This window comes from Providencia sp. JUb39, assembly GCF_012272845.1.
Lineage (GTDB): Bacteria > Pseudomonadota > Gammaproteobacteria > Enterobacterales > Enterobacteriaceae > Providencia > Providencia lanzhouensis.
In genome coordinates this window covers 475,569-495,964 of the sequence record NZ_JAAWXD020000001.1, presented here as the reverse complement: position 1 = coordinate 495,964, position 20,396 = coordinate 475,569, and the positions used below count along the sequence as shown (strand labels likewise).

Genomic DNA, 20,396 nt, shown 5'->3' with positions numbered 1-20,396 from the left:
CGGTGAGCGAAGACAGCTTGGGGAGCATACACAAGTATGTGACCCAAGTGGCTGAGTGAAACCAACACAGCCACAGCGTGAAATATGACGAGTATTAGTGGGCTTCGTCCCAGTTCGAGCCGACACCCACCTCCACTTTGAGGGGAACATCCAGCACCATACTCTGCTCCATCAGCGCCTGAACCTTCGCTTGCACCTTCTCTAACTCGGACTCTTTGACTTCAAACACCAGTTCATCGTGCACCTGCATGAGCATATCTGCATCTGGTTTTTCGGTTTCGAGCCAATTATCTACTGCTATCATCGCTTTTTTGATGATGTCAGCTGCTGTACCTTGCATTGGGGCATTGATCGCTTCGCGTTCTGCTGCTTTACGGCGCATACCATTGCTAGATTTAATATCGGCAAGATACAATCTACGCCCTTCTAATGTCTCAACATAACCTTGTTCAGACGCTTGCAGGCGGGTATTTTCCATATAACGCAACACACCTGGATAACGCTCAAAGTAGAGATCCATATAACGCTGCGCTTCTCCACGTGGGATGCCTAACTGGCGAGCCAAACCAAATGCACTCATGCCATAAATCAAACCGAAGTTAATCGCTTTTGCACTACGGCGTTGGTCGCTGGTGACTTCCTCTAACGGAACACCAAATACCTCGGCTGCGGTGGCTCTATGGATATCTTTCCCTTCCGCAAACGCCGTCAATAAGCCTTTATCTTGGGAAAGGTGCGCCATAATACGCAATTCAATTTGTGAATAGTCCGCTGCCATCACTTTGTAGCCATCACGCGCCACAAACGCTTGGCGGATACGTCGACCTTCTTCGGTTCGCACTGGAATATTTTGCAAGTTCGGGTCACGGGAAGATAAACGTCCCGTCGCTGTTACTGCTTGGTGATAAGAGGTATGCACGCGATGAGTTTTTGGATTAATCATCAGCGGCAGCTTATCTGTATAGGTGGATTTTAGCTTCGCTAAGCTACGATGCTCTAACAGTAATTTTGGTAGTGCATGGTTTAATGCCAGCTCTTCCAACACTTCTTCGTTGGTTGAAGCCGCGCCACTTGGTGTTTTCTTGATAACTGGCAATTGAAGCTTTTCGAATAAAATCGTCTGCAACTGTTTCGGAGATGCCAGATTGAACTCTTCACCCGCTAACTCAAACGCCTGTTTTTCCAACTCCGCTAAACGCGCGGTGATCACCTGAGACTGCGCCCCTAATGCCGCCGCGTCAATCAGCACACCTTTGCGTTCCATACGCACCAACACAGGCACCAACGGCATTTCGATATTTTGGAAAACGTGGACTAATTTTGGCTCTGCTTCCAGTTGCGGATACAGCGCTTGATGCAGTAACAATGTCACATCCGCATCTTCCGCCGCATAGTTTGCCGCTTGTTCCAATGGAATTTGGTTAAAGGTTAACTGCTTTTTGCCTTTACCCGCTATCTCTTCAAAACTTACGGTCTTATGGTTGAGATGGCGATCTGCAAGGCTGTCCATATCATGACGTCCCATGCCTGCCACACTGTTCAATACATAAGATTCCAACATAGTGTCAAACGCGATGCCTTTTAGCGAAATATCGTAATTTAATAACACTTCCGCATCGTATTTTAGATTTTGACCGATTTTGCCAATCTTCTCATTCTCCAAGATAGGCTTCATGGCAGCCAAAACGTCTTTTAAAGGCAGCTGATCTGGCGCATCAAGATAGTCATGTCCGACAGGTAAATACGCGGCATGACCAGCTTCGATAGCAAAAGACATACCCACTAAACGAGCCTCTTGGGTATCCAGGCTGTCAGTTTCTGTATCAAAGGCAAACAGCGTCGCTTCGCTGAGTTTTTTCACCCAGCTGTCTAGCTGTTCTTTATCGAGAATTGTTTGGTAATTTTCAGCACATAGTGTTGGGACGGCAGGCTTAGATTTTGCCGCAGGCTGGCTTGCTGGTGCACGGTAACTTTCTGCGGCTTTAGTTGGTTTCGCCCCTTTGCCGTCCATCCAGCTACCATTTTCAACATCGGCCAACCAGCGTTTAAATTCATAACGGCTAAACAGTGAATGAAGTTTATCCGCATCCAGTTCCGTTACTTTGAGTTCTTCACACGGTTTTTCTAGCTCAACATCCGTTTTAATCGTCGCCAGTTGGTAAGATAACAGTGCGAGTTCGCGGTTCTCTTCCATTTTTGGTGCGAGGGTTTTAGAGCCACGGAAACCGAGTGGAGCAATTGCATCTAAGTTTTTATAGATGTCGTCTAAGCTACCAATACCTTGCAATAATGCTAATGCGGTTTTTTCACCGACACCCGGCACACCCGGAATATTATCGGATGAGTCACCCATTAAGGCTAAAAAGTCGATAATTAGGCTTGGTGGAACCCCATACTTCGCTTCCACTTCTTCAGGACCTAAGATGGTGTTGGTCATGGTGTTGATCAGGGTGATATTCGGTTCAACCAACTGCGCCATATCTTTATCGCCCGTACTGATCAGCACTGGCATCCCTTTGCTGCTCGCTTCACGCGCCAACGTACCGATGACGTCATCCGCTTCCACACCAGGTACCACTAGCAGCGGCAGCCCCATAGCTTCCACCATTTCATGCAATGGTGCAATTTGAGCGCGCAGATCGTCCGGCATTGGCGGGCGATGGGATTTGTAGCTTTCAAACAGTTCATCACGGAACGTTTTTCCCTTAGCATCAAAGACAACCGCCACATGACTCGGGGTATATTGCATGATTAGGCTACGCAGCATATTCAACACACCATACATCGCTCCGGTAGGTTCACCAGCGCTGTTGGTCAATGGAGGGAATGCATGATAAGCACGGTACAGGTAGGAAGAGCCATCTACCAAAATAAGGGGATTTTCAGCAATCTGAGCCATAATCTGTCATCATCTTTTTTATCGGGAATGAATGGGGGATAGGATGCCACATTGTGGCTTCAGATACACCTTGAGATTCAATTTCCCGCTGAGTTATCCCATTTCTTATGCGATAACTTCCTGTGGATAACTTTGTGAGTAAAATTTAGTTATCTAAAGGATTCAATGAGTAAGAGAATTGCAAGAAGAAAACAATAAAATAAAATCAATAAGTTAGCTAATGAGGCTTTGATTTATCGCAAATCAGAGGGGATGGTCGAATTGTGGATATTGATAACGGACAATCAGCAAATAAAAAGATAGCGGCACATTGCCGCTATCTTCACAGATTATTTTTTGCTAACTAAGAAGTTCACAACTTTTGAGTATTCTTTAGCATAATCCTCTGCGTTATCGACAGAAATTCCGTTATTACGGATTTGATATTTACCATCGACGAATAACGCTGGCACGCCACGCAGTTTTAAATCTTGTGCGGCATTTTGTTGCTTAGCAACTAACGATTTCACGACAAAGCTATTTAGCGCTGCATCGTATTCTTCACCCGTTACGCCCGCTTTGATAAATGCATTACGGATATCCGCAGGGGTATTGATAGTTTGGGTTTTCTGAATACCTTCAAACAGAATTGGCGTCACTTTATCTTCAACTTTCAGCACCATCGCCACAGCCCACGCTTGAGTCATTTGAGCACCTAGAGGGCCTAAGAAATCAACGTGATAACGCGCTTTAGTGACACCTTCTGGCAGGTTTTTCTCTACCGTTTGTGGCACTTTGTAGATGCTTTCAAACTGATAACAGTGTGGGCAGTAGAATGAGAAAAACTCCAGAACTTGCGGTAAGTCTTGTACCGGAGGCTTAACATCCGTGTACTCTTTACCTTCTGAATAATTTGCTGCCGCAGCACCAAAAGACATGGCAATACCAATCAAAGCCAACATGATTTTTTTCATAGAAAACTTTCTCCAAAAACACAGTCTTAAATATTAAAATTGCGGGTTCAATTGCAAAGGAGCATCTAACAACCGCTCAGTTTGCTGTGCAAACTCGATAGATTGCTTTTGCCAAAAATCAGCAGATTGGATCCAAGAAAATGCTTTCGGGAAAGCGGGATCTTGCCAGCGACGAAGGATCCATCCTAAATAATGCACCATTCGCATCGCACGTAGCGGTTCAATCAGCTTTAACTCACGTACATCAAAATCACAAAACTCGTTATACGCTTCTAATAACGTATCCAGTTGGATAATTTGCTCTTGGCGTGAACCATTAAGCAACATCCATAAATCTTGCACCGCAGGGCCATTGCGCGCATCGTCAAAATCCACCAGCCACGCTTCATCACGCCACAAAATATTGCCAGGGTGGCAATCCCCTTGCAGGCGAATAAAAGATTGTTGAGCAGGCCACAGGGCTTTAACTTGGGCAATCAACTTATCCAATGAATCTATCAAAGGTGCTTTATCACGTTCAGTAATCAATGAACTGGCGGCGATAATATTTCTCGGCTGGTCAAGGTACTCTTCCATACCAAGAGTCGGACGAAATGCAAAGTTTCGCTGTTTACCGATTTGATGCACTCGTCCTAATAAATGACCGACACCCTCAAGCTGGAATAAATTATCCGTTTCATATTGGCGCCCTCCGATACTCGGAAAGAGTGCAAACATAAACCCACCAAACTCTAATACCGTTTGTCCGGCAAATTCTAAAGGCGCAGCCACCGATAAGCCTTCATCTTGTAGCTCAAGGGTAAAATCATGCTCTTCTTGAATTTGAGAACGGTTCCAGCGCTCAGGACGATAAAATTTCACCACATAGCGTTGGCGATTTTCATCCTGAAATTGGTAAACGCGATTTTCGTAGCTGTTAAGCTCTGTCAGCCCTGATTCTGGGTAAATCCCCGCTTCCATCAGCGCATCAAGGATCAAATCAGGGGAGATCCCACTAAAATGGAAGCTCGATTGTTCTGTTAAATCCATGTTCATTTAATCTTTTATGATGCCACGAGCACGTAGAATGGCCGTTTTAAAATCATCTTCGTAATCTTTTTGAATACCGGGGATCACCGCATTGCTGTCGGTGCCACGCATTTTTAGATGATAAATTAATACGTCGTCTGTCAGTTCAGATAAACTGCCTTTAAAACCCGCTTCATCTGCCAGTTTTTGCAGTAATTGCACTAAATTTAAATCTGAATTGTCCTTCCATACTGGATGCAGAAGTTCGATGACTTCATTTAAACGATGGCATTTCATGTTTATTCCTTATCACGAATATTCGATACAAGTTACCAATAATCCTACAAGAGAAAAAGGGAACAGTTGTCAATCTAAGTAAAGTTTAACCGTTTCTTGTATTAATATTCATTGATTTTATAGGAAAATAGAATAGATTTTAGCTGTTACTATACTCAAAAAACTACTTAAGTTCGTTAAAACATTTTCGCTAAGATTTTCAGAGATATTGAACATGTCATTTCGTCAGTCGATTACAGGCGTGATCCTCGCCGGGGGCAAAGGCACCCGCATGGGTGGCCAAGATAAGGGTTTAATTCCTTTATTGGGTAAGCCGCTATACCGCTATATTATTGAACGCTTGCAGCCACAAGTCGGTCAATTGATGATCAACGCTAATCGCCACCACGCAGAATATGCACAAAGCCAACTGCCCGTTTTCACGGATTTAACCGCAGATTTTTCGGGTCCCTTAGCAGGGATGCAAGCTGCACTCCATCAGGTCACCACCGATTGGCTGCTATTTGTCCCTTGCGATGTTCCAGAATTCCCAACTGATTTAGCCGAAAAAATGTTTCGCGAAAAAGGCGAGCATCTTGCCTGCTACGCCTGCGATAACGAACGAGAGCACCCGACATTTACCCTACTCCATCGGTCTCTCCAGAAACCGTTGGATGATTACCTCGCAAGAGGAGATCGCAAACTGATGCTATTTATGCGTGAAATCGATGCAAAAGGCGTCATGTTTACCTCTGAAACCGGCACATTTGCTAATTTAAATACGCCGGAAGATAGCCGTAACTGGGAGTTACAACAAAAAAAATCATGAACCAGAACACGTTACCTCTACTCGGGATCACCGCCTACAGTGGCACCGGGAAAACTACTTTGCTCAAGAAAGTTATCCCTTTACTGAGACAGCGCCATGTTCGTGTGGGCTTAATCAAGCACACGCATCACGATATGGAAATTGATACGCCGGGCAAAGACAGTTATGAATTACGCAAAGCAGGGGCAGACCAAACGTTAGTCGCCAGCAATCAGCGCTGGGCATTAATGACCGAAACCCCTGAATGCAACGAAATGGATCTGAACTATCTCGCTAGCCGCTTTGATCCTGCTTCGTTAGATCTGATTTTAGTGGAAGGATTCAAAAGTGAGCCCATCGATAAAATCGCGCTATTTCGATCCGATGTGGGTAAACCGCTAAACGGCTTAATTGACGAGTATGTCGTGGCGGTTGCCAGCGACGAAATTATTGATACCGACGTGCCACAATTGGATATCAATAACCCCGAACAGGTGGCGGATTATATTGTTTCCTGGTGGCAGAAAAGCCAGTAATTGCCGCTCTAAATGCCTCATTTGAGGCATTTTTTATGCGCTTTTGCGTACAACCAGCTCAGGTTCAAGCTTGATAAGATTCGGTTGATTCTCTGACTGCGCCCAAATGCCTTCAAGCAAGGTAATCACTTGCTGGGCAATACGATTCACGGGCTGCGCCAATGTGGTAAGCTGATACCCTTCCCACCCCGCCATCGGAATATCATCACACCCCACGATCCTGAGTTGTTCAGGAACCGCGATATTCAGCGCTTGCCGGCAACAATCCATCACGCCCAACGCCAAAGAATCTGCGGCACAAAATAAGCCATCCAACGATTGAAGTTGCTGCTGATGCTGCAACGCCGCTTCAAAACCCGCTTGATAACGATAGCTCCCCGCAGATAAGCACATTGGCTCAGGATAACCCGCTGCCATTAAATAGTTTTTAAAACCTTGATAGCGTTCATTTGATGCTTGCCCATCTCCACGCCCAGCCAGAAACCCCAACCGAGTTAAGCCTAAACTTAATAGATATTTTGCCGCCATTTCTCCGGCTAATTGGTTATCTGTTTGTACTGATGGAACCAATCCCGCAGCATCACTGCGTCCCAGCGTAATTAGCGGTAAAGAGAGTTTTAAACATTGATGAAAATGCTCGACTGGCAGTGATCCCACGACAGCAACCACCCCATCAATTTGATATCCCGATAATTGCAAAATCGCCTCATCAAGGTCGCCCGCCTTTTTCACATTCAACAGCATCGGCTGTTTTCCGTGCCCTTGTAATGCGCTGGATAAGGCTTCAAACAAATAGGATTCATACGGGTTCGACAAATCACTGACAAGAATCGCCACGATATTGGAACGTTTTTTCTGGTTAGGCGTACTCAGTGTACGAGCAAAAAAATTAGGTTGATAACCTAACTGCTTCGCTGCGTCTAAAATTTTTTGCTGTTTCTTCGGGTGAATACTCGCACCTTCGGTAAATGCCCGTGATACCGACGAACGGGAAACGCCTGCCACTTCCGCCACATCCGATGCCGTCACTTTGCGATTTTGCATCATGATAAGCATTCCCCCTGCTGAGCCAACTGAAGAAACGGATATTCGGAAATATGTTCACGCAGGCTATCTCGGTAACGCTGCTCAATATGATAAAGCCGCCATTGGCTATTAGATTTGGGAGATAACTTTTGCAACCGCTGGTGTAGTGATGCCCAAGAGCCATGACCGGGATGAATATCGAGGGTTTCACACTCCAAAAATACCCAATCACTTTGCAGTGCCAGTTGTTCCCCTTGGGGTGAAATCTCACCATCTCCTGAATAAAACAGACTACGCCCTGAATTCGCCGTCAGGTGCAAACTACGGTTACTGACCGAATGTCGGGTTAACGCCGTTGTCACTTTCCAATCACCAATAAATTGAATCTCTTCACTATTTTGTTGGATGATCTCAAAACCTAATTGCGCTTTAGGCCAATGAGCAAAGGCAAGAAGCGGCATCAATAGCGCCCATTGTTCCCGCTGAGCAATAATCGTGAGTGGGCGCTGGCGTCGGTACGAATCCATCCAGTTAAGCAAGGAGGTTAGCCCCAAACAGTGGTCAGGATGGGTATGGGTTAAATAGATAGCATCCAATTCTTCCACATGCATTTGTCCAAACAGCGCTTGAGGCACCGTCGGACCACAATCCACCAGCAATTGGTAGCCTGACTCTTCCACCAGAATGCTAGCATTGATGCGTTCGCTATCATAAGCATCCCCCGTTCCCACTACCGTAATTTGAAAACTAGGCTGCATGGTTTTTCCTTGTTTTAGCCATTTCAATCCGTTGTTCTTGCTCATCAAAAAGGTGCAACGTCGAACGCGCTAAGCTTATGGGTAACCTCTCCCCCAATCCATAAATCTGGTCACTCTCCACCACAAAATGCTGCCCCTTTAATAAACCATAGTAAAGTCGTGAATGCCCAAGAGGCTCCACCACCGTGATTGGCATAAAGGCATCCGGGTTTTGGCTATCCACCACCACTTGATTAGGACGAACGCCTATACACTCCGTTCCAGCAGGTAGCGAAATATCGATTGAATCGAACATTTGCGGTGGGAGAAAATTCATCACCGGTGACCCAATAAATGACGCTACAAATTTATTGGCTGGCTTCTGGTATAACGTTTCAGGCGTACCTACTTGCTCAATGCGTCCTTGATTTAAGACCACAATGCGGTCAGCCAAAGTCATCGCTTCAACTTGGTCGTGAGTCACGTAAATCATGGTGGCTTTCAAGTTTTGATGAAGTTGCTTCAAGTAAATGCGCATTTCGCCGCGTAATTTGGCATCAAGGTTAGACAGCGGTTCATCAAACAAAAATAACTCTGGGTCACGCACAATTGCGCGCCCAATCGCCACCCGTTGACGCTGCCCACCAGACAGCGCCGAGGGTAGTCGGTCAAGCAAATGGGTTAATTGTAAATTCTCGGCGGTTTCCCGTACTTTTTGGGTAATTTCTCGCGCACTCATTCCCGCCATCTTCAGCGGAAATCCCATATTTTTTTCCACGCTCATGTGAGGATATAACGCATAGGATTGGAACACCATCGCCACTTGTCGCAGTGAGGGATGCACATCATTCAACGGTTGACCATTGAGTCTCAATTCCCCCTCGGTGATGGATTCTAGCCCTGCAATCATGCGTAGCAATGTGGATTTCCCGCAGCCAGAAGGTCCAACAAACACCACGAATTCGCCATTGTCGATGGTTAAATCCACCTGTGGGATCACGCAATGCCCTGCGTAGCTTTTACCAATATTAATCAGTTCAAGTTTTTTCATAATAAGTGCCTACTATTTCAATCCCATCGAGAAACCACGTAATAAATAGCGCTGCATATAGCCCGCCAGCGCCAGCATCGGCAGCGAAGAAACAATCCCTATCGCCATCATTTCTCCCCATGCGGTACCGTCTTCAGTCATAAAGTTAGAGATAAATAATGGGATAGTGAATTTGTCTGGCGTATGAATAAATAACAGCGAGAATAAAAACTCATTCCAACCGAGGATCATGGAGAAAATCGCCGTCGCGACTAACCCCGGCGCACAAAGCGGAAAGACAATATAGGCTAAACGGCGCAGTAAGTTCGCCCCATCCATCGCCCCTGCCTCTTCAATCTCTAATGGAATATCGCGAATAAAACCGAGCAGCATCCAGATACAAAACGGCAAGGTATACACCTGATAAGACAAAATCAGCCCAATGCGGGTATTCAGTAACCCGACATGGTTCATCAAGGAATAGAGCGGAATGGCAATCACAATCGGCGGCATCATTTTAATAATCAATACACCGAGCAAAAACACGTTATCGAGCTTAGCAGGGAAGCGATAACGCACTAAGGCGTAAGCACAAAAGAACGCCAGTACCACTGAAACCGCCGTTGCCCCTACCGAAACTAAAACCGTGTTGCCCACTAAGCGCAGCAAGTCCCCTTCAAATAGCTTTTCAAACGACGATAAGCTCGGTTGGCTTGGTAGTAATTGCGCCCCCGATTGCATAATTTCAGACGGGGATTTAAACGCCGTGCCGAACATCCAAATAATCGGCAGCGTCATGATCAACACCGCCAACCAAACCAACAATGTGTGTATTTTGGCTTTCATGATCAGCGTCCTTTCATTACGTTGCGGGCATAAATCAATGTCATCAGCAAGGAAATCGCCAACATCACTAACGCCGCCGCACTCGCCATGCCTAAGTCAAAGAAGCGGAAACCGTATTTATAAACAAACATAGATAATGTCTCGGTTGAATTTCCTGGGCCGCCCCCCGTCATCACATACACTTTGTCGAATAATTTAAAGGTGTCGATAGAGCGCAATAAAAATGCCAGCATCAGTTGCTTTTTGATCAGCGGAAGCGTGATGTAGACAAAGGATTTCCAGCCTTTTGCTCCATCCACCATCGCCGCTTCACCAATATCTTTAGGAATGGATTGCAAGCCCGCCAAAATGATCAGAAATGCCATTGGCGTCCATTGCCATGTATCCACTAACGCTATGAAATATAAGGCTAAATCTGGATTGAACAACCACTCTTGGGCGGGTAAACCCACCGCCACCAGTAGGCTATTTAAAAATCCAAAATCATAGTTGTACCAAGAGCGCCAAATCGAGGAGCACACCAGCGTGGAGAGCATCATCGGGTAGATAATGATGGGCAACGCAAATTTGCGCCCAGCAAATTGACGGTTAAATAGCAGTGCTAGCCACAGCCCTAAGAGAACTTGGGCAATGGACGCCACGAGGGTAAACACGAAGGTATTTTTAATTGCAGCCAAAAAGAAAAAGTCATCGAACAATTCAGAGAAATTCGACCAGCCAATAAAGTGATAGCTGTCATCGATGTAATCCACTTGCCCAAATGCGTGATACAGCACGGATACGATGGGATACAACGTTAATAATCCCAGCATAATCAACGCTGGGAGGAGTAACCAAAACAACTGTTTACGGTTTTCAAATAACATACTCAGCATTCCATAAAGGCGCTAGAAACTAGCGCCAGAAAAACATCACTATTTTTTGGTGCTGCGCTCAATGCGTTTCTGCGCTTGTTCCAAAGCTTGATCCGCGGTCATCTGTCCCATCATCGCCATTTGTAAAAAGTCCCCAAGAATACTTTCCACTTCTGCCCAGTTTTGAATGCGTGGGCGTGCTTTACCGGCTTCTAATGCGGCTGCTTGTTGCGGATACCAACGGTATTGACTTACAACTTGCGGATCTGCGTAGACGCTATGGCGCGTTGGCGGTGTACCGAAGTTTAGTGCTAACGCTTTTTGTATTTCGGCACTGCTAGCAAATGCAAGAAATTGCTCCGCTTCCACTTTGTTTTTCGCATCCGCCGGAATCGCAAGCTGCCAGATACCCAGCATCGGTGATGGTTGTCCTATTTCTGCTGGTGGAGCCATCATTTCCATTTTGCCGACCACATTCGAGACTTTGGCATTATCAAGATCCGGTACCCAAGCTGGCCATACTTCGATTGCCATTGCTGCGGTACCTTTTTGTAATGCATCGCGAACTTCATCTGCGTTAAACACATCCACCCCTTTCGGCGCATATTGCTTCATGGCTAAGAAGGTTTCTAACGCGTGTTTGGCCTGCGGGGTATTCAAGGTCGGTTTTCCGTTACTATCGACAACATCGCCACCATATCCCCACAGAATGGGTAAAAATCCCGTCACGATCGGGTTACCTTTCACGCCGCGATACACCACGCCATTGGCTTTGCCATCTTGGCTAATGGTTTTCGCTGAGTTCAACACATCCGTCCATGTTTTCGGTTGTTGAAGCTTGTACTGGTCGAACAGGTCTTTATTCCATGCGAACATCGCCACGTTACCCACCATTGGCAATGCATAGCTCGCACCTTTGCCGTCTTGGCGACCGATATCCACGGTGGATTGAATAAAGTCTTTATCTTGGAGTGAATCAGAAAGTGGGGATAACCACTTGTTGGCAAGGAATTCAGGTGCCCAGGTGTCATCCATTAAAATCACGTCATAGTTACCGGTTTTCTCGCGCATGGAGAGCACGACGCTTTCATACAGCCCTTTACTCGGACGCTTAACTAACGTGATTTCTGCCTTAGGATTATTTTTTTTATATTCGTCGACAACAAACTGCATCGCATCGCCGTAGCTGCTATCTCGTCCGGCAATAATTAATTCTGAGGCGCTAGCGCCAAGTGTTGAGGCTATCAGAGCGGATGCCAATAATGTGCGCTTAATCATTTGCTTCTCCTAGTGGATGTCTCTTGTTTTTTGTATGAATTTTCGGTTGAGTTTTTTTGCACGCGCGTTCAAATTGCCATGGCAGGCTACGGCTGGGAGATGACAGTTAGATGAAGGTGAAGTGAAGGTTTTATTCAGAATGGCAAAGACGATTGGAATTCAATGATGGCTTTCTTTAGTATGATGGCAATTCTTTGCATAACATCCTAACTGAGAGCCGAATGACTCGCACCCAACGCTTACTCACATTGATTCAGATCCTGAAAGAGAATCGCTATCCGGTCACCGCAGACGCCCTCGCCTGTCAGTTAGAGGTGAGTGTTCGTTCCATTTATCGGGATATCGAATCGCTACGCGACCAAGGAGCTGAAATTACTGGTGAAGCGGGCATTGGTTATCAGTTAAAAAGCGGATTGTTACTGCCGCCATTGATGTTCGATGAGAATGAACTGGAAGCGCTGATATTAGGTTTACGCTGGGTACAAAGTAATGCCGATGAAGAACTCAAAAATTCAGCTCTACGCACGCTCAATAAAATTAATGCCGTGGTGGGTAAAGAGGCGCAGATCATCCTAAACAGTAATACGCTATTTGCACCAACGACCCAACTTAATGAAATTGACGAGCATGTGGCTAAAAATTTACGCCTGAGTTTACGGGAAGAGCGCAAAGCCAAAATCGCGTATGTGGATATTAAAGGACAACCCAGTGAACGGATTATTTGGCCGATTGCGGTGGGTTATATGAAAGATACCCAAGTGTTAGCGGCATGGTGCGAGTTGCGCCAAAGCTATCGCCATTTCCGCTTAGATAGAATCCAATCTTACACCGTCTTGGGGGAGTCGCTCCCCTACCCGAAAGGCTATTTACTCACCCGCTGGCAGCAAGAAGTTTTGTGTGTCACTCCTGACAATTTCTGACACCGCCTTAGCTTATAGTCAGTGCTCTACTTCATTTAAGGAAAAATCACTATGAGCGAGCTAGTTCTATTTACCAATGCAATGTCCCGCGGCAATACCGTTGATTTACTATTAAAAATGATGGACGTTCCCTATAAGCGCATTGAATTAGCTTATGGTGCAGAGATGCACACCAAGGAATATCTTGCCATTAATCCGATGGCAAAAGTGCCGGCTTTAGTTGATGGTGATGTGGTTGTTACTGAGTGTGCGGCGATTTGTCTTTATTTAGCCGATAAGTTTATTGAAAAGGGTTTTGCCCCTGCGCTCAATAGCCCTGAGCGTGGTGCTTATTATCGCTGGTTTTTATTCACGGCAGGTCCGATTGAATCTGCGTTTACCGTCCTTGATTTAGGTGTTGAATTAACAGAAGAACAGCAAAAATCGTCAGGCTTTGGTAGCGTTGAACGCACTTTAGCGACGCTAGATGTCTGCCTAGCCAGTGCCAAGCCCTATATTTGTGGTGAAACATTAACCGCGGTGGATGTGTATGTGGGCTGCTTTGTAATGTTTTTAATCAAATATTGCGGGTATACCGCAACACCGCCGATGCAAACCTATATGGATAGCCTAGCAACACACCCAGAGATTGCTGCGTTGCTGGCGATGTAGTACGTATTATCATCACCCTGAAATACAAAAAGGCGCAGAATTAACCTGCGCCTTTTTAAGTTCTCGCTAAAGAGAGTTAAACGATGCTTAACGCATTGTCACAAACTCTTCGGCGGCAGTCGGGTGGATTGCGACAGTGTTGTCGAAATCTTTCTTGGTTGCGCCCATTTTGAGAGCGACCGCGAAGCCTTGCAGCATTTCATCCATACCAAAACCGATACCGTGGATGCCGACAATTTTCTCTTCTTTACCCACACACACCAGCTTCATGCGGCATGGTTGGCGATGAGAAGTGACTGCGGTATACATCGCCGTAAATGAAGATTTATAGCATTTCACTGCATCTGCGCCATATTTTTCAATCGCTTCTGGCTCAGTTAAACCCACTGTACCAATTGGCGGATGGCTGAATACCACCGTTGGCACGTTGGTGTAATCTAAATGCTCGTCAGGCTTGTTATTAAATAAACGCTCAGACAAACGGCGACCCGCAGCAACGGCGACTGGCGTTAACTCTACCGCGCCGGTGTTATCGCCCACCGCGTAAACACCCGCAACATTGGTATTCTGATATTTATCGACTTTAATATAGCCTTTCGCATTTAACTCAACGCCTGCCGCTTCAATATTCAGGTTATCTGTCATTGGCTCACGACCAATTGCCCAAATCAGCGCATCAACGGTTTGCTCGTGACCATTTTCTAATTTCAGTGTCAGTGAGCCGTCTGCATTTTTGACCACTTCTTTCGGAATGGATTCTGTGTGCAGCGTTGGGCCTTCTGCGTTCATCACTTCCACTAACGTTTCAACGATAAGCGGGTCAAACGCACGCAGTGGAGCATGTTTACGCACAAACAGGTGCGCTTCGCTACCTAAACCATTCAGTACGCCAGCCAGTTCAACGGCAATGTAACCCGCGCCGACAACGGCAACACGTTTAGGCAGCGCTTCCAGTTCAAAGAAACCGTCAGAAGTCATGCCATATTCTGCGCCAGGGATCGCAGGGATCACCGGACGACCACCGGTTGCGATCAAAATATGATCCGCGGTGTAAATCTCGCCATTCACTTCAACGGTATGTGCATCAACAAAACGAGCAAAACCTTTGATCACATCAACTTTATTATTGCCAAGTACGCGATCGTAAGATTGGTGGATACGGTCAATATAAGCAGTACGGCTCTCAATTAATTTCTTCCAGTTGAAATCATTGATAATGGTATCGAAACCATAGTCTGGACCATAAGCGCGAATTGCTTCAGAAATTTGCGCTGCATGCCACATCACTTTTTTCGGTACACAACCGACGTTAACACAAGTGCCGCCTAACTCTTTAGCTTCAATCAGGGCACACTTTTGTCCGTACATTGCCGCACGGTTCATTGACGCAATACCGCCGCTACCGCCGCCAATTGCAATATAGTCGTAATGTTTGCTCATAACTTGGTGATTCCCATTTGTTGAATTACGAATACGTTAATATTCTCTTATTATGCTATGTAAACATAAACATTTAAGATAGCTATTGCCTGTTACTGCAATAGCTAGAGTCTATTATTACTCAAGTACAATTTACTCAGGTACAATCCACTCAACTAATGTATGCCCAGAGCCTTCTGGCACCAGTGTTTTATGTAACCATGGCAGGACATTTTTCATCTGCTGCTCAAGTTTCCAAGGCGGGTTAATGACAATCATACCGGATGCGGTCATGCCGCGTTGGTCGCTGTCAGGGCGCACCGCTAATTCAATTTGCAGAATTTTACGGATACCCGTTGCTTCTAGCTGGTTCACCATGCGTTTGATTTGTTGGCGCAGAACCACTGGATACCAAATCGCATAAGTGCCTGTTGCGAAACGTTTATAACCTTCAACAACGCCTTTTACGACCGCTTCGTAGTCTGATTTCATCTCATAAGGTGGATCCATCAGCATAAAACCACGGCGGCTTTGCGGAGGTAATTTCGATTTTAACTGTTGATAACCATCTTCACGGGCAACTTGTGCACGCTCATCGCGAGAAAACTCAGTACGCAATAATGGGTAATCACTTGGATGTAACTCGGTTAAAATCAGTTTATCGTGCTCACGCAATAAATGTTTCGCTAATAGTGGCGAGCCAGGGTAATAGCGTAAGCGACCGTTTTCATTTAAACGGCGTACAACTTGCATATAGGGCAGTAGTTCCTCAGGTAAGTCCGGTTGCTCCCAAACTCGTGCAATCCCTTCGAGATACTCCCCTGTTTTTTCTGAATGTTCGCTAGTTAATTGATAACGACCCGCGCCGGAATGGGTATCCAGATACAGAAATGGTTTCTCTTTTTCTTTAAGAGATTCAATGATCAGGCTTTGCACCGTATGTTTGAGAACATCCGCATGGTTGCCTGCGTGAAAGCTATGACGATAACTTAACATGTCGCGTTTATTTCCTGAGGAATTCAGCGGTCACTTTTGTGAACGCTGTTAATAGAATCTGTACAGAAGGTCTGTTGAATGAAAAATAGACCGAATAATTTCTTTCGCGCCATTATAGCTAAAATTTGATGGGATTGTCATAGTGACAAAACATGACAAAATTGCACATGACCTTTCCTTAGCAAAAAGCTATCCTAAGCAAAATTAAAAACCACAACAGGGGAAACCAATGAAACGAGTATTTATAATATCTTCCATTTTAGCGTTATTTTTAGTGAATAATTCTGCAATGGCAGGTAATTCATCCCAAGGATGTGAAATCAAAAAACAAAAAATTGAAACTCAGCTCAAATATGCCAAAGCACACGGTAATACTTACCGCGTAAATGGCTTAGAGCGAGCGCTCGAGAACGTTAATCGCTACTGTACCTCTGATTCTCTGTATCGCGATAGCCAGCAGAAAATTGCTGAAAAACAGAAAAAAGTTGCTGAGCGTGAAGCTGAATTGCAAGAATCTGTTCAAAAAGGTGACCCTGAAAAAATCGCTAAACATAAGCGTAAGGTCGCCGAAGCAAAGGCTGAACTTAAAGAAGCTCAAGACCTCTCCGACATCTACAAAGATACCCTTTAATAAAAATTCAATTTTAATCAAATAGTTAATTTCTATTCTTTATCTCACCCTATGCCTAATTTTGGATAAATAAAGGCATAGGGTGAAATTATCAACAAACTTAGGCTATAGTATAAAAGAATATAGAATGGTGAATTATAAGAATATTTTGATTAAGCAGTGAAAAGGGGAACGCATGTCAGACATGCAAGATGAGCAACAAAAAGAGACCAACAAATTAAAATCCACTCTAAACAAAAGCCTAGACGGTAGTAAAAAAGCCTTAACGTTCTCAATGAGAGTGGTCGATTTTGTTTGTGCAATTCCATTTATTGCGCATTTAATCCGCACTGCCCAACGTTTTACCGATAGAATGGGTAACCAGTTTGGTGCCGCAATTACCTATTTCTCGTTTTTATCCCTGATCCCTGTACTGATGTTTAGCTTCGCTGCGGCGGGTTTCGTGTTAGCCAGCAATCCTGAATTACTTGAGAAGCTCATTCGTGGCATTTCTGCCAATATTACTGATCCCACACTCGCAAATACCCTTGAACAAACCATTGATACGGCTATCCGCCAGCGTACCACCGTGGGGTTAACTGGTTTAGCACTAGCGGTCTATTCTGGCGTTAACTGGGTAAATAACTTGCGCTTAGCGATTTTGGCACAATCTCGCACCATTTGGGAACGAAATGAATCAGAGCAAGAAAATATCATTTTCCGCTATGTTCGGGACTTTTTCGCGCTAATTGGCTTGCTAATTGCGTTAATTGTCACCATTACACTGACCTCCGTAGCAGGCTCTGCACAAGCAACCATTGTCAGTACACTTGGTTTAGACAGCATCGAGTGGCTTAAACCTGTATGGACACTGATCGGCTTAGCAATTTCCATTACCGCCAACTTCTTATTATTTTTGTGGATTTTCTGGATTTTACCGCGCATGCAGCACCGTCGCCGCTCACTGCTGAAAGGCACCTTGCTCGCCGCGATTGGATTTGAAATCATCAAATCTATCATGACATGGATTTTACCAACCTTAGCCTCTTCGCCATCGGGTGCAGCTTTTGGTTCAGTATTGGGGTTAATGGCATTTTTCTATTTCTTTGCCCGACTTACTCTCTTTTGCGCCGCGTGGATTGCCACGGATGAGCCGAAAGGTCGTGTACAAGACGTTCTCACTTCTTAATCTCAATCATAAGGGAATGATGAATTCATCATTCCCTTCACGCATTTATTCCATCTCTTTCACTAATGTCGCCATCAAATCTTTTGCACTCATTTCACGGACTTTTGCCACATTTTGTCCCGCCCAATGGGCGGCAAATTCATCACTACCGGAGTGAGTTGCCGCGGCATTCAGTTGCTTACCCACATCATAAGCGATGGGATAATCCGGCAATTTACTTTCATCATACTGCTGCCCCGCTTGCATAAATTGGTTGAAAATACCTCGGGCTGGTCGCCCTGAAATAGCGGCTGTTAAATAAGTATTATCCGTTGTTTGGCTTTTCAGTTTACGACGATATCCTTCATTTGCCGCAGATTCTGGGCATAACAGAAAGGCGGTTCCTAATTGTGCGGCAGAAGCACCATGAGCAAGGGCTTGCTTGATATCCGCACCATCCATGATCCCCCCTGTCGCAATAATCGGTAATTGCGTGTGTTTAGCAAGTAGCGCAACCAGCTGATTTGTTGTCAGTTCTTCATCTTTTAATTGCACATCAAACATGCCACGATGGCCACCAGCTTCTATTCCTTGCGCCACAATTGCATCAATGCCTGCTTGTTCAATTAATTGGGCTTCATGTAAGTTTGTCGCCGTCGCCATCGTAAAAATACCTTTTTCTTTCAAAGCATTGATAACTTCACGAGACGGCACATTGAAGTGGAAACTCACGACTGCGGGTTTCATTTCTAAAAATAGTTCCAACATGGCTGGGTTATCTAAAAATGAGAGATAAATTTCATCCAATTGCTCTGGGGCTTGATGGTTAAACTGCTGAAATTTAGGCTGTAAATGTGCCAACCAAGCCTGTTCGTTCTGGCTATTGCGTTGTGGTGTCGTATGGCAAAACACATTCACATTAAATGGTTTGTTTGTTAGTGCTTGAGTGGCTGCAATCATTGACCTAGCTTGATCTACCGAGCTGGCGCCCAGTGCTAAGGAGCCCAATCCGCCCGCCTCACAAACGGCGGCGACCAACGCAGGTGTTGAAACTACCGCCATAGGTGCTTGAATAATAGGATAACGTAGGTTTAGGCGATGCAGTAATACATTGGAATAGCTCATACTTTCCTTACCTTTTTATGCTTATGCGATAGATGAATGGCATGTTAATAAATTGCATATAATATGTATCTTTATCATTCTATCCCAATATTTACTCAATGAACCTAACTGTTTTTCGGAATGTGATAACAGCCGCATTTCTCATTACTATCATAAAATTAGCAAACTAAACGCATTTTAAGCGTGTATGTTATAGCAACAAACTGCCTAAGATACAGTGAACTCACGCCTAAGGAATCCGACAATGCAAATCTCTCAATTGGAAAATCTATCTTGTGGTGTCGTCGTTTATTACCATAATCAGCCACAAAACTGCGTTGGAACATTCTGTGCGCGAGGTAGCGATCTTGCGGGGGAACCATTAACTGTCGATACGCCTTTGCGCATTGCGAGTAACACCAAGCCCTTTACTGCAGCGGCGATTTTACGCTTGGCTGAGATGGGCAAGCTGTTTGTGGATGACAGTATTTCTCATTATATTTCACCAAAATACAATCAATTACTCTCACCAAAATACGACACCGATGCGATTACGATCCGTCACCTACTCAACCATAGTAGTGGGCTATTGGATCATGCCAACGAGGAATACCTCAAAGACGTCTTAAAACGTCCTGATTATCAATGGACACGTTCAGAGCAAATTGAGCTATATGTTCAGCAAGATCACCCCTTTTTCCGCCCCTCCGAAGCTTTTATCTATTCTGATACGGGCTATATTCTACTTGGGAATATTATTGAACGAATAACGGGACAAGCACTGGGAGAAGCCGTCCGAGAACTCTTGAAGTTTAATGAAATTGGCTTGCAGACCGCCTACTGGGAAACATTTGAACTCCCTGCTACAACGGAACCTCGTGCAAAACAGTACCTCGGAAAACTCGATTGCTCCGACATGGATCCTTCAATGGATGTGTATGGCGGTGGTGGCTTAGTGATGTCCTCGAAACAAATGGCACAGTTCTTTGAAGCGCTATTTAGCGGTAAGATTTTTACCAAATCGGAAACCCTAGACACCATGTTAAGTGCAGGCTCCCATGAAGGGGCGCAAGGCTATCGGCAAGGGATCATGGTCAGCGAGGTCAACGGCATGACACTCTATTCCCATTTAGGCTTTTGGGGTTCCGTTGCGTACTACTCACCGGCAACTCAAACCAGTGCTGCGGGGTTTGTGGATAATCGAGATTCACGGAACGAACTGATTAACGCGATTGAAGCATTGTTGACGTCTAAATAAAGCGCCATCAACACAAAAA

20 protein-coding genes are annotated in these 20,396 nt (G+C 45.2%); 7 read left to right on the top strand and 13 right to left on the bottom strand.

Features of this window, described 5'->3' with window-relative positions; all coding sequences use genetic code 11:
* Window positions 1-94: 94 nt before the first annotated feature.
* The 4 genes from polA to HFU86_RS02185 form a co-directional block, all read right to left on the bottom strand.
* A complete protein-coding gene (gene polA / locus HFU86_RS02200) occupies window positions 95-2,899 on the bottom strand; it encodes a DNA polymerase I (protein ID WP_187128643.1) in 2,805 nt (934 codons plus the stop codon).
* Window positions 2,900-3,228: 329 nt separating this feature from the next.
* Complete coding sequence (gene dsbA, locus HFU86_RS02195) at window positions 3,229-3,852, bottom strand: thiol:disulfide interchange protein DsbA (RefSeq protein ID WP_036948659.1); 624 nt, start codon at window positions 3,850-3,852, stop codon at window positions 3,229-3,231.
* Between the two features lie 33 nt (window positions 3,853-3,885).
* Window positions 3,886-4,887, bottom strand: a complete 1,002-nt coding sequence (locus tag HFU86_RS02190; protein ID WP_442959157.1) for a serine/threonine protein kinase — start codon at window positions 4,885-4,887, stop codon at window positions 3,886-3,888.
* Window positions 4,888-5,157: a YihD family protein gene (locus tag HFU86_RS02185; protein WP_006659561.1), complete on the bottom strand. Its 270-nt coding sequence runs from the start codon at window positions 5,155-5,157 to the stop codon at window positions 4,888-4,890.
* A 214-nt stretch (window positions 5,158-5,371) separates the two neighbouring features.
* Here HFU86_RS02185 and mobA point away from each other — a divergent pair, with 214 nt between their 5' ends.
* Together mobA and mobB are read left to right on the top strand one after the other, a co-directional pair.
* Window positions 5,372-5,965, top strand: a complete 594-nt coding sequence (gene mobA, locus HFU86_RS02180; protein ID WP_187128641.1) for a molybdenum cofactor guanylyltransferase MobA — start codon at window positions 5,372-5,374, stop codon at window positions 5,963-5,965.
* On the top strand, window positions 5,962-6,480 hold the full coding sequence (gene mobB / locus HFU86_RS02175) for a molybdopterin-guanine dinucleotide biosynthesis protein MobB (protein WP_187128640.1): 519 nt from the start codon (window positions 5,962-5,964) through the stop codon (window positions 6,478-6,480). Before mobA ends, mobB begins: the two co-directional genes overlap by 4 nt.
* 33 nt (window positions 6,481-6,513) lie before the next feature.
* On the opposite strand, the gene HFU86_RS02170 is transcribed toward mobB, so the two are convergent.
* Genes HFU86_RS02170 through HFU86_RS02145 form a run of 6 tightly spaced genes read right to left on the bottom strand, consistent with a single transcriptional unit; the run spans window position 6,514 to window position 12,251 of the window.
* Window positions 6,514-7,527 carry a LacI family DNA-binding transcriptional regulator gene (locus tag HFU86_RS02170; RefSeq protein WP_187128639.1) on the bottom strand — a complete coding sequence of 338 codons (1,014 nt, stop codon included), beginning with the start codon at window positions 7,525-7,527 and terminating at the stop codon, window positions 6,514-6,516.
* Entirely contained in the window at window positions 7,524-8,264 is a 741-nt protein-coding gene (locus HFU86_RS02165) for a ribonuclease Z (protein ID WP_187128638.1), read from the bottom strand. Before HFU86_RS02165 ends, HFU86_RS02170 begins: the two co-directional genes overlap by 4 nt.
* A complete protein-coding gene (locus HFU86_RS02160) occupies window positions 8,254-9,294 on the bottom strand; it encodes an ABC transporter ATP-binding protein (protein WP_132496938.1) in 1,041 nt (346 codons plus the stop codon). The genes HFU86_RS02165 and HFU86_RS02160 overlap by 11 nt, the downstream gene beginning before the upstream one ends.
* Before the next feature lie 12 nt (window positions 9,295-9,306).
* A complete protein-coding gene (locus HFU86_RS02155) occupies window positions 9,307-10,119 on the bottom strand; it encodes a carbohydrate ABC transporter permease (protein WP_132496937.1) in 813 nt (270 codons plus the stop codon).
* 2 nt (window positions 10,120-10,121) lie between these two features.
* Window positions 10,122-10,985, bottom strand: a complete 864-nt coding sequence (locus tag HFU86_RS02150; RefSeq protein ID WP_187128637.1) for a carbohydrate ABC transporter permease — start codon at window positions 10,983-10,985, stop codon at window positions 10,122-10,124.
* A 48-nt stretch (window positions 10,986-11,033) separates the two neighbouring features.
* On the bottom strand, window positions 11,034-12,251 hold the full coding sequence (locus HFU86_RS02145) for an ABC transporter substrate-binding protein (protein WP_187128636.1): 1,218 nt from the start codon (window positions 12,249-12,251) through the stop codon (window positions 11,034-11,036).
* A gap of 221 nt (window positions 12,252-12,472) precedes the next feature.
* On the opposite strand from HFU86_RS02145, the gene HFU86_RS02140 reads away from it, so the two are divergent.
* Together HFU86_RS02140 and HFU86_RS02135 are read left to right on the top strand one after the other, a co-directional pair.
* A complete protein-coding gene (locus HFU86_RS02140; protein WP_187128635.1) occupies window positions 12,473-13,171 on the top strand; it encodes a helix-turn-helix transcriptional regulator in 699 nt (232 codons plus the stop codon).
* A 51-nt stretch (window positions 13,172-13,222) separates the two neighbouring features.
* Window positions 13,223-13,822 (top strand): glutathione S-transferase family protein, encoded by a 600-nt coding sequence (locus HFU86_RS02135; RefSeq protein WP_132496934.1) that lies wholly within the window; start codon window positions 13,223-13,225, stop codon window positions 13,820-13,822.
* An 87-nt stretch (window positions 13,823-13,909) separates the two neighbouring features.
* On the opposite strand, the gene gorA is transcribed toward HFU86_RS02135, so the two are convergent.
* Window positions 13,910-15,262 carry a glutathione-disulfide reductase gene (gorA, locus tag HFU86_RS02130; protein WP_187128634.1) on the bottom strand — a complete coding sequence of 451 codons (1,353 nt, stop codon included), beginning with the start codon at window positions 15,260-15,262 and terminating at the stop codon, window positions 13,910-13,912.
* Window positions 15,263-15,394: 132 nt separating this feature from the next.
* Entirely contained in the window at window positions 15,395-16,237 is an 843-nt protein-coding gene (locus HFU86_RS02125) for a 23S rRNA (adenine(2030)-N(6))-methyltransferase RlmJ (RefSeq protein ID WP_187128633.1), read from the bottom strand.
* 229 nt (window positions 16,238-16,466) lie between these two features.
* On the opposite strand from HFU86_RS02125, the gene HFU86_RS02120 reads away from it, so the two are divergent.
* Window positions 16,467-16,868, top strand: a complete 402-nt coding sequence (locus tag HFU86_RS02120; protein ID WP_036948636.1) for a DUF1090 domain-containing protein — start codon at window positions 16,467-16,469, stop codon at window positions 16,866-16,868.
* A 175-nt stretch (window positions 16,869-17,043) separates the two neighbouring features.
* The gene (gene yhjD, locus HFU86_RS02115) at window positions 17,044-18,036 is read left to right on the top strand and encodes an inner membrane protein YhjD (protein ID WP_187128632.1); all 993 of its coding nucleotides are present in this window, start codon (window positions 17,044-17,046) and stop codon (window positions 18,034-18,036) included.
* A gap of 45 nt (window positions 18,037-18,081) precedes the next feature.
* On the opposite strand, the gene HFU86_RS02110 is transcribed toward yhjD, so the two are convergent.
* Window positions 18,082-19,140, bottom strand: a complete 1,059-nt coding sequence (locus HFU86_RS02110; RefSeq protein ID WP_132496931.1) for an NAD(P)H-dependent flavin oxidoreductase — start codon at window positions 19,138-19,140, stop codon at window positions 18,082-18,084.
* A gap of 244 nt (window positions 19,141-19,384) precedes the next feature.
* Here HFU86_RS02110 and HFU86_RS02105 point away from each other — a divergent pair, with 244 nt between their 5' ends.
* Window positions 19,385-20,377 carry a serine hydrolase domain-containing protein gene (locus tag HFU86_RS02105; protein ID WP_187128631.1) on the top strand — a complete coding sequence of 331 codons (993 nt, stop codon included), beginning with the start codon at window positions 19,385-19,387 and terminating at the stop codon, window positions 20,375-20,377.
* Window positions 20,378-20,396: the final 19 nt, after the last annotated feature.